A 12,596-nucleotide genomic window follows, 5' to 3' on the forward strand; every position below is an offset into this window, starting at 1 on the left:
GTGATTCCCGTTCGCGCTAGTCCCAACCGCGGCATGCTCAGGAAGCCGACAGCGCCGCCGTGACCTTCAGCACTTCCTCCGCCGTCGTGACACCTTCGGCGATCTTCATGGCACCGGCGGTGCGCAGCGGCTTCATCCCATCAAGAATGCTCTGCTGGCGCAGGCCGGCGAGGTCGGCGGAGTCCTTGACCAGGCGCGTGAATTCGTGGGACACGGTCAGCAATTCGTACAGCCCGGTGCGCCCGCGGTAGCCGGTCTGGCGGCATTCAGGGCATCCAATGGGACGATAGATCGTCACCGGTTTCGGCAAGTTCCAGGCACCACCCAGGCTCTCCCAGACGTCGTCGGCCAGTTCTCCATCGGGCGCCTTGCAGTCCGGGCAGAGCGTACGCACGAGGCGCTGCGCCATCACGCCGATCATGGTCGACGCCAAGAGGTAGTCCGGCACGCCCAGTTCCAGCAGGCGCATGATGGCCGATGGCGCGTCGTTCGTGTGCAGGGTGGATAGCACCAGGTGGCCGGTCAGCGCCGCCTGGATCGCCATCTCGGCCGTGGCCAGGTCGCGGATCTCGCCGACCATGATGATGTCCGGGTCTTGCCGCATCAGCGCGCGCACGCCGTCGGCGAAGGACAGGTCGATGCCGGGCTGCACCTGCATCTGGTTGAACGAGGCCTCGACCATCTCGATCGGGTCTTCCACCGTGCAGACATTGACTTCGCTTGTCGCCAGAGCCTTGAGGGTCGTGTACAGCGTCGTCGTCTTGCCCGAGCCGGTCGGGCCGGTGACGAGGATGATGCCGTGCGGCTTACTGGTCAGCGCATCCCAGCGGGCAGCGTCCTCCGGCGGAAAACCCAGTTCCGGCAGGGTCTTGACCACCACTTCCGGATCGAAAATGCGCATCACCAGCTTTTCGCCGAAGGCGGTCGGCATCGTCGACAGTCGCAGTTCCACTTCCTGGCCACCGTGCGTGCGCGTCTTGATGCGGCCGTCCTGCGGTCGGCGTTTTTCGATGACGTCCATCCGCCCCAGGAGCTTGATGCGGGCGGTCATTGCCAGCATCACTGCTGCCGGCACCTGGTACACCTGGTGCAGCACGCCGTCGATGCGGAAACGGATCACCGCGAACTCGCGCTTCGGTTCCAGGTGGATGTCGGAGGCGCGCTGTTCAAACGCGTAGCCCCACAGCCAGTCGACGATGTTAACGATGTGCTGGTCGTTCGCGTCGAACTGTTTATTTGCCTTGCCGAGTTCGACCAGTTGCTCGAAGTTGTTGCGCAGCGCGGCGTCCTGGGCGTTCGTCTTGCTGGCGTCGCGGATCGACTTGGCCAGGCTGAAGAACTGGGAGATGTATTGGGCGATGTCGAGCGGGTTCGCCAGCACCAGTTCGATGCGGCGGCGCGACACCTTGGCGATTTCGACGTCCCATTCCGTGGCAAACGGGTCGCTCGTCGCCACCGTCAGCGTCGTTGCGCCCATGTCGAGCGGCAGGATGTTGAAGCGCGCCGCGTAGCTGGCCGACATCACGTCCGCCACCCTGGTGAAGTCGATCTTCAAGGGGTCGATGCGCACGAACGGCAGGCCGACCTTCGCCGCGCACCATTCGCTCAGGATGTCGAGCGTCAGCAGCCGGTGCGGCGGCTGGCTGGACACCAGCTTGCACTGCGCCACGGCGGTGAGCGGATGCATCGAGCCGACCGCGTTCCTCAGGATGCCCTGGGCCTGGGCGAAGTGGGCTTTTACCTTGTCCTTGTCGACGATCCCGTCGGCCAGCAGCCACGAAAAAATGGTTTGCAGGTCCAGGCGGCGCGGGCGCGCCGCAGTGCGGGGGAGGGAAGTGAGCTGGGCGTTGTCGTTCAAGGTTCCCTCCTGAAGTAGATCACGGCTTAACGCGCAGGACTAACTGAGCTCGCAATACCCTTGACCCACGATTTCGCCGGCAGCTTGGTCGCCGCGACGATCTGCGCAGCCCGTGCGGCCAGGGCGCCGCTGTCGAGTTCCGGCCTGGTCTTGAAGCAGATCGCGACGACGTTCCCGTCGTGTACTTCCGGAAGGCAGATCACGTGGGCGAACGCGAAGCGCATCGCCTTGATGTTCTTGTTGTAGCTCGGGTGGTCGCCGAACAGGTTGACGGTCATGATGCCGTTTTCAAGCAGGCAGTCGTTGCAGGCGCGGTAGAACTCGGGCGTGTCGAGCACCGGGCCGCGCGCGGTGGCGTCGTACAGGTCGCACTGCAGCACGTCCAGCGTGCCGTGGTTGTCCGGGTCGTTCACGAAGTCGAGCGCATCCATCTCGAGCACGTTCAGGCGCCCGTCTTCGGGCGGCAGCTTGAACATGGTGGTGCAGATGGCGATGACCGACGGGTTCAGTTCGACGGCGGTGACCTGCGCTTCGGGAAACTGGCGGTAGCAGTATTTGGTGAGCGTGGCTGCCCCCAGGCCGAGCTGGACGATGTTGCGGGGCGACTCATTGAACAGCATCCACGCCATCATCTGCTGCGCGTATTCCAGCTCCGGCCAGTCGGGCTTGCGGATGCGCATCGCGCCCTGCACCCACTCGGTGCCGAAATGGAGATAGCGTACACCGTCCTGTTCGGACAGCGTCACGGGGGCGAATTTGGGTTTGCGCGCGGGACGGCGCGAGGATTCGGCTTGTTCGATGGATTTGCGTCTGATGAGCATAGGGCGACCTGGTGGAATCGTCCTATTATCAGGGGTGGGGTTCCCGCTGCGCAAGCGCAACGGGAATGAGTCGGCGTAGAGAAGGAGGGGGCCATCCTCCACGCCGATGGCAAAACGCTGGAAAACTTAGTACTGGTCGGGCTCGACCGATACGCGCAGGCGCACGCGGTTGCCCGGATCGCGCTGCATGAAGGCCGTGTGGTTCTGGCCGCGGTATTCGTAGGTCACGTCGTAGCCAACCGTGCGCGAATCGACGGCGTCGACGGTGCGGCACTGGCGCACCGCCTGTTCCTGCATGCCTTGGTTGTACTGGCGGCCGTTGTTCTCGACCCGGTCGCCGACCACCGCGCCGGCAATCGCGCCTGCGGCAGTTGCCGCCACCCGGCCATTACCGCCGCCAATCTGGTTGCCGAGCAGGGCGCCGGCGATGCCGCCGACGATCGAGCCGCCGGCGCCGCGCTGCTGCTGCACAGGCACCTGCTGGTATTCGGTGCGGCACTCCTGGCGCGGCTGGCTGAACTGCTCGACGCGCGGCTCGACACGCACCACGCGTCCGAAGTCCTCGAACTGCGCAGCCTGGACAAGCGGAAGGGCGCACAGCCCCAGGGCGGAAATCAGTAATCTGGTTGGCATGTTCATGTTGAACCTCGTCGTTGGTGCGGGAATGGGTAGAGTACGTCCACCCATGTATGTTAATCCTGCTGCGACCGTCTGGCGGGTCGACGTGGCTACAAAATGTAACAGCCGCATGCCTGTCTGGCCGCGCTCGACACGCGCGTGCCGAAAATGCGAAAACACGGAAACGTGGCCCAATCCGGTGATAAAGGGCTGGAAAAGCGGCAATTTCTTTCACATTTCCGGCATTCGGGCACATTCGGGTTGCTTCGTTTACCACAAAAGGTTACCCTTGCACTTGTGATTTATTGGCGCGTGGAAACGATCAGGAGAACCGCGTTGGCGCCCGGCCACACACCAAACCAACTTGAGGGAAAAATGAGTTTGTTGACGAGAGTGCCGTCCAATCTTGTGCAGTCCATTCGCGCTTATCGCGTGCCGGAACTGCTGGAAGAAGCGGTACGCATGGGTCACCATTTCCTGTACGCGCATTGCGCCAACACGCTGACCAAGCAACAGGTATGCGCCCGCATCGGCGAGAATTTTTATTTCCCCAAGCCCTGCAGCAAGAATTTCGACGCCCTGCGCACCTGCCTAACCGAGACGATTTTCCACGCTGGCCCCCAGCCGGGCTTCCTCGTGGTGCTGGAACAGCTGCCCAACACCCAGAAATTCGACAAGGAAGCGCGCGAGACCCTGCTCGACGTGTTCCGCGACGCGGCCGAATACTGGGCCGAAAAGAAAGTGCCGTTCCGCGTCTTTTATTCGTTCCAATAAGCTAACGCGGCCTGCCGCCGCCGGTCCGGGATTCCCCGGCCGAGTGTCTAACAAACCCGCCATGGCGGCGTTGCACCGTCTCGCCGTACTACCGTACTGTCTTCGACGGCGCGCCTTGCCCTGACGGGTTTGTTGGACCCTCGACGCTGCCCCTGTCACATTTGGCGGGGGTCAATACGGTACAATGCGCGCTATGAAAAACATCGTCATCCTCATTTCTGGCCGCGGCAGCAACATGGAAGCGGTCGTCCGCGCCGCGAAAGCCGAAGGGTGGCCTGCCCGCATTGCCGCGGTGATCAGCAACCGGCCTGATGCAAAAGGGCTGGCCTTTGCCCAGGCCCAGGGCATTCCGACCGCGACCGTGCCGAGCAAACAATTCCCAACGCGTGCCGAGTTCGATGGCGCGCTGCAGCTTGAAATCGACCGCTTTGCGCCCGACCTGGTCGTGCTGGCCGGCTTCATGCGGATCCTCACGGCGCCCTTCGTGGAGCACTATGCGGGGCGCATGCTGAACATCCACCCGTCGCTGCTGCCGGATTTTCCGGGGCTGGACACGCATGGGCAGTGCCTCGCCGCCGGCAAGCAGGAACACGGCGCGACCGTGCATTTCGTGACGGCCGAGCTCGACCATGGCCCGATCGTCGCCCAGGCGCGCATCGACGTGCGGCCCGGCGACACCGAAGAGACATTGGCAACACGCCTGCTGGTCGAGGAGCACAAGCTCTACCCTTACGCGGTACGCCTGTTCGTCGAGGACAGGCTGCGCATCGAACATGGCGAGGTCCGCGTGCTGGACACCCAGCTCGCCGACACCAGTAATTAATTCAGTAGTTCATATTCAAGGATTTTCATGAGATTGCCACCAGCGATACTCGGCAGTACCGAAGAGGTATTGCGCGAGATCTTGCGCTTTACGGCCCCGGCCGACGTCACCCTGTCGCGTTACTTCAAGGATCACCAGCGCCTCGGTTCGCGCGAACGCGGCGTCGTTGCGGAGGCGGTGTACAGCGTCCTGCGCAACAAAACCTTCTTTACCGAGTTCGGTGGCACCGGCGGCCAGCCGTCGATGCGCCGCCTGGCGCTGCTGGGCCTGTCGGAAACGGTCGGCATCGAGTCGCTCAGCGGCCTCTCCGATGAAGAAAACGAGTTCCTCACGCGCATCAAGGAAATCGACCGCAACCTGCTGCCGCCACTGGCACAGGCGAACATGCCGCAATGGCTGTACGACAAGCTCGTGGCCCAGTACGGCGAGGCGGATGCGAAGGAACTGGCGGCTGTGCTGAACACGCCGGCGCCGCTCGACCTGCGCGTCAATTCGGTCAAGGCGAATCGCGACGAGGTCATCGCCAAACTGGCGGAAGCGCCGATCACGGCCACGCCGACGCCGTACTCGCCGCTGGGCCTGCGCGTGCTGAAACGGCCGACGCTGCAAAACCTGCCGCTGTTCAAGGAAGGCGCGATCGAAGTCCAGGACGAGGGCAGCCAGGTGCTGGCCCAGATCGTGGCCGCGCGCCGCGGCGAGATGGTGGTCGATTTCTGTGCCGGCGCCGGCGGCAAGACGCTCGCCCTGGGCGCCACGATGCGCAACACCGGCCGCCTGTACGCGTTCGACGTGTCGGAAAAGCGCCTGTCCAAGCTGAAACCGCGCCTGGCGCGTAGCGGCCTGTCGAACGTGCACCCAGTCCTGATCGCGCACGAGCGCGACGCCAAGATCAAGCGCCTGGCCGGCAAGATCGACCGCGTGCTGGTCGACGCTCCATGCTCGGGCCTGGGCACGCTGCGCAGGAATCCCGACGTGAAATGGCGCCAGCCGGAGAGCGCCGTGGCCGAGATGCAGGAAAAGCAGGCCGCGATCCTCGACGGCGCCGCGCGCCTGCTCAAGGGCGGCGGACGCCTGGTGTACGCCACCTGCTCGCTGCTGAACGAAGAGAACGACTTCATCGTCGAGCAATTCCTGGCCTCGCACCCGGACTTCGACCTCGTGCCGATGAGCAAGGTACTGGCCGAGCAAAAGATCGACCTCGACATGGACCAGTACCTGAAACTGCTGCCGCACAAGCACGGCACCGACGGCTTCTTCGCCGCCGTGCTCGAGCGTAAGCCAATGGCTCCGAAGGCGCCGAAGCGCGCTGTCGAAGACACCGCTGCCGAAGAAACCCCCGCCGAAGAGTAACCAAGGAGAACCGCCCAGATGCCGTTGACCGACCTGCTGCAGGAACTGCTCGAGGACATCAGCAATCCCCGTATCCTGTGGCAGGCGCTGGCCATCCTGGGTGCGGTCGTCGTCGGCCTGCTGCTGGCGCGCTTCATCCGGCGCAGCTGGCTGCACGAGAACGAAGACCACGGCAGCATCCGGCGCATCGGTGTCGAAGGTTTCGGGCGAGTGCTGGCGCCGCTGCTGATCGCGGGCCTGGTATGGCTGGCCAAGGTATTCCTGGCGCGCCACCAGAGCGTGCACCTGCTGGGGGTCGCGCTGCCGCTGTTCACCTCGATGGCGCTGATCCGGATCGTGTTCTACCTGCTACGGCGGGTGTTCGCGCGCCATGGGCAGATCGGCACGGCGCTGCAGACCTTCGAGAAAGTGCTGGCGCTGGTCGTGTGGGCGGGCGTGGCGCTCTATCTCATGGGCATGTGGCCTGACATCATCGAGTTCCTCGAGGACAGGCGGCTGCCGATCGGGAAAACGCCGATTCCTTTGCTGGACATCCTGCAAGGGGCCGTCTCGGTCGTCGTACTGATGATGCTTGCCCTGTGGGCCGGGGCTGCCATCGAAGAGCGGCTGATGGGCCTGGACGGCCTGCACACCTCCTCGCGCGTCGTCTTGGCGCGCATGGCGCGTGCGCTGCTGATCCTGGTATCGGTGCTGATCAGCCTGCGCCTGGTCGGGCTCGACCTGACGGTACTGTCGGTCTTCGGCGGCGCGCTCGGCGTCGGCCTCGGTCTCGGCATGCAGCGTATTGCCAGCAATTATGTGTCAGGCTTCATCATCCTGCTGGAACGCAGCCTGTCGATTGGCGACCCGATCACCGTGGACAAGTATTCCGGCCGCGTCACGCGCATCAATACCCGCACGACTGTGCTGCAGGCGCTCGACGGCACGCAAACCCTGCTGCCGAACGAAATGCTGATCACCGGTGTCGTGCTGAACCAGTCGGCGACGAACAAGGCGGTGCGCCTGTCCACCCGCCTCACGGTGGCCTACGACAGCAACCTCGACGAGGTGATGGCGCTGCTGGTGCGCCAGGCCGACGGCGTCGAACGCGTGGTCGCGGACCCGGCGCCGTCGGTGCAGCTGAATGCCTTCGGCCCGACCGGTTACGAGCTGGAGCTGGGCTTTTTCATCGTCGACGCGGAGAAGGGCGGCGGCGGTGTTATTTCCGCTGTGAACCAGAATATCTACGCGCTGGTGCACTCCGGCGCCATCCGGCTCGGCTTGCCTGTCCAAATGCCGTCGCAAATCCTGTCGTAAATGTGACGCGCATAGTGCACATCCGTCATCGCCATGGCGCACATTTCCGGGCTGAAGTGCACATTACATGCGTTCACGTGCCGTGCGTCATCGGAAGTGCGTAGAATGTGGGGTTGCGGTGCGGTCTCTCTGGACCGCCCTTTACGACCATCTCCCAGAAAAGACGGCGTGCTTAGACAAGCAATCACTTTGGAGCCTTAATGAGCTTTAGCAACATCCTGCATCCCGTGTTGGAATTCCTGAATACCGGCTTGATCGGCCTTTCTGGCTGGGGAGTCGTGATCTACACGCTGATCGTCACCCACATCACCATTGCCAGCGTCACCATCTACCTGCACCGCCACCAGGCGCACCGGGCGCTGGAGCTGCACGCCATCCCGAGTCACTTCTTCCGCTTCTGGCTGTGGCTGACCACGGCCCAGGTCACGAAAGAATGGGCTGCCATCCACCGCAAGCACCACGCGAAATGCGATACCGAGGAAGACCCGCACAGCCCGGTCACCCGCGGCATCAAGAAAGTGCTGCTCGAAGGTGCGGAACTGTACAAGATCGAGAGCAAGAACAAGGAAACCCTGGCCAAGTACGGCCACGGCACGCCGGACGATTGGATCGAGCGCAACCTGTACACCCCACGCAGCCTGTGGGGCGTGATCGCGTTGCTGTTCATTAACTTCACGCTGTTCGGCGTCATCGGCATCACCATCTGGGCGATCCAGATGATGTGGATCCCGATCACCGCGGCCGGCATCATCAATGGCCTGGGCCACTACTGGGGCTACCGCAACTATGATTGCGCCGATGCGGCCACCAACATCTTCCCGTTTGGCATCCTGATCGGTGGCGAAGAACTGCACAACAACCACCACACCCATGCCACCTCGGCCAAGCTATCGAGCAAGTGGTACGAGATCGACATGGGCTGGGGTTATATCCGCGCCCTGGAAATGATGGGCCTGGCAAAGGTGAAGAAAGTGGCGCCGGAACCGAAGTTTGCCAAGGACAAGACGATTGCCGACCTCGACACCCTGCAGTCGGTCATTACCAACCGCTACGATGTGATGGCGAAGTATACCAAGTCGGTCAAGCGCGCGTTCCACGAAGAACTCGAGCACCTGAAGCACAAGGCCGAGCTGGAAAAGCCTTTCCTGAAGTCGTCGCGCAAGCTGCTGCAGCGCGAGCCGGCCAAGCTGGAACTGTCGCAGAAAGAGCAGCTGGTCGAACTCTTCAAGCACAGCAAGGCGCTGGAAACGATGCACCAGATGCGCGTCGAGCTGGGCGCGATCTGGGAGCGCTCGCACGCCACCCGCGACCAGCTGCTCCAGCAACTGCAGGACTGGTGCGCACGTGCCGAAGCGTCCGGCATCAAGTCGCTGCAGGAGTTTTCCCTGCGCCTGCGCAGCTACGCGTAACGCGCGCTTCGAGAGTTTGTACGAAAGCGGCTCCCGAGGGAGCCGCTTTTTTTTTGCCTGTTGCTAACGTGAGAGCTTCCTGAGCTGGGCGATGCGCTGGCGGGTCAGCTCCGCCTGGACCGACACCAGGTCGGTGGGCATGCGAGCCGCAGCAAGATAGGCGGCCCACGCGTCGCGGTAGGCCAGCCACGCGCGTTCGGTGGTGCGCACGTCCTCCCGTGTCACGGTCAGGTAGTGAATGCGGCCCGGATGGTTTTCATTTTCGGATGGGGTCGCCAACACCGCGCTGTATTGCGCATTCAGCTCGCGCTCGAGCCGTTCCAGCTGCGCCGCGCTGGCGCGCGCGAGCTTGCCGCCTGCCGCCTTGAACAGGGTTTCCATGAACTCCTTGTCACGCCGCCCGGTATGTCGGTACGCAAAGCCGGCGCCGCCACTGCCGGTCATGTCCACCTCATCGGCCGATTTTTGTGCGAACGCGTCGGCGGCCTTGCGCAACCGGGCGAACGGCTGGCGTGCCGCAGCCGGCAGCTTCGCTGCGAAACGGTCCAGGCGCGCACGCCGGGTGCGATCGTCGCGCCCCTCGCCAATCGCGGCGCAGACGCCGCCCATGCGCCCGCTCGTGATGTGATCGCACAAGTCGAACGGCTGGCGGTCGGACGCAACGGATCCTGAGGCGAGGTAGTCCACGCGTGCTTCCATCTCGGCCTTTGCCGCGTCCAGCCGGCAGGCGTGGTAGATGGCGCGATCGGTATCGCGGGCCACGCCGTAGCCGTTTGCATACAACATCATCAGTACGGCATCGTCGCCGAGTGCCTGGGCCTGTTCGCGCACCCGGCTCCATTTGGCGGCCGTGGTGCTGGTCTGGTCGCGTTTCAGGTAATAGAGATCGGTCGCCTTCGTGTGCTGGCCCTCGGCAGTGGGCGTGGCGGCATAGGTGCGCGATGGGGCGAGGTGCGCAACGCGCATGCACTGCCGATGCCAGTCCTCGCCGCTGTCGAAGTGCATGCCGAAGCCGTCCGTGTTCGGATAGGGCATGGCGCCCGGGGCGGCGCCATGCGCCCCTGGAGCGGCGGCATGGGCGCTCAGGGCGCCCAGGAGCAGGGCAGCGAGGCCGGCGCGGCAAAGGGCGAAGGTGCTGCGGGGCATGGGGGCATGTGAGTTGGATTCGGAACCCCATCACTATACCGCCGCAAACTTTCCGAAAATGCACGGATTGTCACAGGGGGCCAGAAACAAAAAAGCCGCGCACTTGCGTGGGCGGCTTTTCTTGTACAACACCAGGACCAATTACTTGATCTTGGTTTCCTTGTACGCAACGTGCTTACGTGCTTTCGGGTCGAATTTGATGATTTCCATCTTCGCCGGCATCGTACGCTTGTTCTTGGTGGTGGTGTAGAAGTGACCAGTACCTGCGGTCGATTCCAGCTTGATTTTGTCGCGGCCAGTTTTTGCCATGATAGCTCCCTAATTAGACTTTTTCGCCACGAGCGCGCATGTCGACCAGAACAGCGTCGATGCCCAGCTTGTCGATGACGCGCAGGCCGGCGTTGGACAAACGCAGCGAGACCCAGCGGTTTTCGGATTCGACGTAGATGCGACGATTCTGCAGGTTAGGCAGGAAACGGCGTTTCGTTTTGTTGTTTGCGTGGGAGACGTTGTTGCCAACCATCGGACCCTTGCCAGTAACTTGGCAGACACGTGCCATAGCGCACTCCTTAATGAATAAACTTCCGAATTCGGAAAAACGAGAGTATAGCGTGAAAACCGTCGCTGAATCAATCACTTGCGAAAAACAATTGTGTCTTCGATTGATCTACAATTTAACAATTGTAAAATCATGTCTCGCGCCTTCTGTTCACAGGGGGTGATGCCTGTGCGGCAGGCCTCTTCACCGAGGAGCCGGGCGCCCGTGGTGTCTACCTTATCCGACAGATTTTGAACGGACCCGCCGCCAACAGCCCAGCAGGCTCCTCGACGCATAAATTTCGACGTAATAACGTTGCAAAACGGTATTACAATTTCCCCTATAAATTTTCATAACAGGACGACACGTCCAGACTAGGGGAGATACCAGGATGAACAACACATTCTTCGCGGCTGCAACGGCCGCGCTGTTGTTGCTGACCGGCTGCGCATCGCCATTGCAAGCGCCTGTGGCGCTGTCGAAAGCGGCGCTGCAAACGCAGGGCACGCGCATCGGTGTGGCGATGACGGCGCCCGCCAAGGCCGATACCAACTTCCCGGGCGCGGCCTGCCTGCTGTGCCTGGCCGCAGCCTCGGTCGCCAATTCGGCACTGACGACGCACACCCAGACGCTGCCGACCGAAGACCTGATGCGCCTGAAGGCCGATGTGGCCGATGCGCTGCGCAAGAAGGGCCAGACGGTGATGGTGATCGACCAGCCGATCGACCTCAGCGCCTTGCCGAAGCTCGACGCCCTGCCGAACCGGTCGCGCGTCGACTTGTCGTCGCTGCGTGCCAAATACGGCATCGACAAGCTCCTGGTGATCGATATCACCATGGCTGGCGTGACCCGCAGCTACGCACAATACTTCCCGACCAGCGATCCGCAGGGCATCGTTGCCGGCACCAGCTATCTGGTCAACCTGGCGGACAATACCTATGACTGGTATCTGCCGCTGCACCAGGTAAAGAGCTCCGCTGGTCCCTGGGACGAGCCGCCGAAATTCCCCGGCGTGAGCAATGCCTACTTCCAGGCGGTCGAGGGGACGCGCGACGCGGTCCTGCAACCGCTGAGCGAATAAACGCCGCGCAGATGACAGGCCCGATGCTGCGCTTCGGCGCGCTGGCCGCGCTGCTGCTGGTGGCCCTCGAGACGGGCGCCAGTACCGGCGGCGCATCGCCCGGCCCCGCCTGGGCGGTGCAGATGCCGGCGCCGGACAAGGTCCGTTTCAAGGGTGTCCCCATGATGGACGAGGCCGGCAAACCCGGCACCCCGATCCTGTACCCGGCAGCCGGCGCGGCCGGGCTGGTGGCGGCCATCATCACCCACGGCGTGATCCTCAATGCGGTGCGCGAAGGCGAGAAGAGCGACAGCGAAAAGGCGGCCGACAAGGTGCTCGAGCCCTATCAGCCGAGCCTGGACGCCTTTACCCAGCGCGAGCTGCTCCAGGCGGCCGCGCCCCTGTGCGCGCACGGTGCGCCGCATTGGCTCGCTGCCAGCGACAAGGCAGACGCCCCGGTGGTGGCGAGCCAGCCTGTGTTTTCGATGACGCAGGACCGTGCGGCGCTGATCCTGGACAACGACATCCGGATCCAGCTGCCCGGGAACAAGGCCGCCTACGCCAACAAGGTGCGTGTCGTCTCGGCGGTCCAGGCACACGAGGACCTGGCGGCCTGGTGGGGGGAAGGCGACGCCCGGGCGCTGAAGGAGCAGAGCGCGCGCCTGCTGGCGGCGTCGATCGATATCGCGCTGGAGGCGGCAAAGGCCGCGCCCGTCGAGGCCGGCGCGGCCCTGGCGCAGCGCACGGTGCGCTACAGGGAGGGCGGCAAGGAAGTGTTCGAGCGCGCCGAGATCCTGCGCGAAGACTGCGACCGCCTGCTGCTGCGCAACCTGCGCGGCTGGCTGATGTCGGTGCCGCGCCTCAGGCCGCCGGCGGATTGCCCGGCGCCGCCACAATAAAGGT

Annotated in this window: 13 protein-coding genes; 7 read left to right on the forward strand and 6 right to left on the reverse strand. The window is 63.4% G+C overall.

Translation table 11 applies throughout. The annotated features are described in order from the left end of the window. Nucleotides 1-37: 37 nt before the first annotated feature. The 3 genes from tfpB to ACFPN5_RS17130 all read right to left on the reverse strand — a co-directional run bounded on the left by tfpB (nt 38) and on the right by ACFPN5_RS17130 (nt 3,318). On the reverse strand, nt 38-1,858 hold the full coding sequence (gene tfpB, locus ACFPN5_RS17120) for a type IV pilus assembly ATPase TfpB (RefSeq protein WP_465263176.1): 1,821 nt from the start codon (nt 1,856-1,858) through the stop codon (nt 38-40). 26 nt (nt 1,859-1,884) lie between these two features. Next, nucleotides 1,885-2,679: a spermine/spermidine synthase domain-containing protein gene (locus tag ACFPN5_RS17125; protein ID WP_379784987.1), complete on the reverse strand. Its 795-nt coding sequence runs from the start codon at nt 2,677-2,679 to the stop codon at nt 1,885-1,887. A 126-nt stretch (nt 2,680-2,805) separates the two neighbouring features. Then, a complete protein-coding gene (locus ACFPN5_RS17130; RefSeq protein WP_379784988.1) occupies nt 2,806-3,318 on the reverse strand; it encodes a glycine zipper 2TM domain-containing protein in 513 nt (170 codons plus the stop codon). A 354-nt stretch (nt 3,319-3,672) separates the two neighbouring features. On the opposite strand from ACFPN5_RS17130, the gene ACFPN5_RS17135 reads away from it, so the two are divergent. The 5 genes from ACFPN5_RS17135 (at nt 3,673) to ACFPN5_RS17155 (ending at nt 8,949) form a co-directional block, all read left to right on the forward strand. Then, nucleotides 3,673-4,071, forward strand: a complete 399-nt coding sequence (locus ACFPN5_RS17135) for a barstar family protein (protein ID WP_379785731.1) — start codon at nt 3,673-3,675, stop codon at nt 4,069-4,071. 193 nt (nt 4,072-4,264) lie between these two features. Then, nucleotides 4,265-4,894: a phosphoribosylglycinamide formyltransferase gene (purN, locus tag ACFPN5_RS17140; protein WP_379784989.1), complete on the forward strand. Its 630-nt coding sequence runs from the start codon at nt 4,265-4,267 to the stop codon at nt 4,892-4,894. Nucleotides 4,895-4,921: 27 nt separating this feature from the next. Then, nucleotides 4,922-6,244, forward strand: coding sequence for an RsmB/NOP family class I SAM-dependent RNA methyltransferase (locus ACFPN5_RS17145; protein WP_379784990.1), 1,323 nt, complete (start codon nt 4,922-4,924; stop codon nt 6,242-6,244). An 18-nt stretch (nt 6,245-6,262) separates the two neighbouring features. Next, nucleotides 6,263-7,540 (forward strand): mechanosensitive ion channel family protein, encoded by a 1,278-nt coding sequence (locus ACFPN5_RS17150; protein WP_379784991.1) that lies wholly within the window; start codon nt 6,263-6,265, stop codon nt 7,538-7,540. Between the two features lie 200 nt (nt 7,541-7,740). After that, nucleotides 7,741-8,949 carry a DesA family fatty acid desaturase gene (locus ACFPN5_RS17155; RefSeq protein ID WP_379784992.1) on the forward strand — a complete coding sequence of 403 codons (1,209 nt, stop codon included), beginning with the start codon at nt 7,741-7,743 and terminating at the stop codon, nt 8,947-8,949. Nucleotides 8,950-9,012: 63 nt separating this feature from the next. Here the strand turns inward: ACFPN5_RS17155 and ACFPN5_RS17160 are convergent, their stop codons facing one another. The 3 genes from ACFPN5_RS17160 to rpmB form a co-directional block, all read right to left on the reverse strand. Next, nucleotides 9,013-10,095 (reverse strand): lysozyme inhibitor LprI family protein, encoded by a 1,083-nt coding sequence (locus tag ACFPN5_RS17160; RefSeq protein ID WP_379784993.1) that lies wholly within the window; start codon nt 10,093-10,095, stop codon nt 9,013-9,015. 141 nt (nt 10,096-10,236) lie between these two features. Beyond that, on the reverse strand, nt 10,237-10,404 hold the full coding sequence (rpmG, locus tag ACFPN5_RS17165) for a 50S ribosomal protein L33 (RefSeq protein ID WP_056157216.1): 168 nt from the start codon (nt 10,402-10,404) through the stop codon (nt 10,237-10,239). Between the two features lie 13 nt (nt 10,405-10,417). Continuing rightward, nucleotides 10,418-10,654, reverse strand: coding sequence for a 50S ribosomal protein L28 (gene rpmB, locus ACFPN5_RS17170; protein WP_379784994.1), 237 nt, complete (start codon nt 10,652-10,654; stop codon nt 10,418-10,420). A 370-nt stretch (nt 10,655-11,024) separates the two neighbouring features. Between rpmB and ACFPN5_RS17175 the strand changes: the two genes are divergently transcribed. Next, a complete protein-coding gene (locus ACFPN5_RS17175) occupies nt 11,025-11,714 on the forward strand; it encodes a hypothetical protein (protein ID WP_379784995.1) in 690 nt (229 codons plus the stop codon). Between the two features lie 11 nt (nt 11,715-11,725). Continuing rightward, nucleotides 11,726-12,592: a hypothetical protein gene (locus ACFPN5_RS17180; RefSeq protein ID WP_379784996.1), complete on the forward strand. Its 867-nt coding sequence runs from the start codon at nt 11,726-11,728 to the stop codon at nt 12,590-12,592. Nucleotides 12,593-12,596 lie beyond the last annotated feature (4 nt).

This window comes from Massilia niabensis (assembly GCF_042655085.1).
GTDB lineage: Bacteria > Pseudomonadota > Gammaproteobacteria > Burkholderiales > Burkholderiaceae_D > Telluria > Telluria niabensis.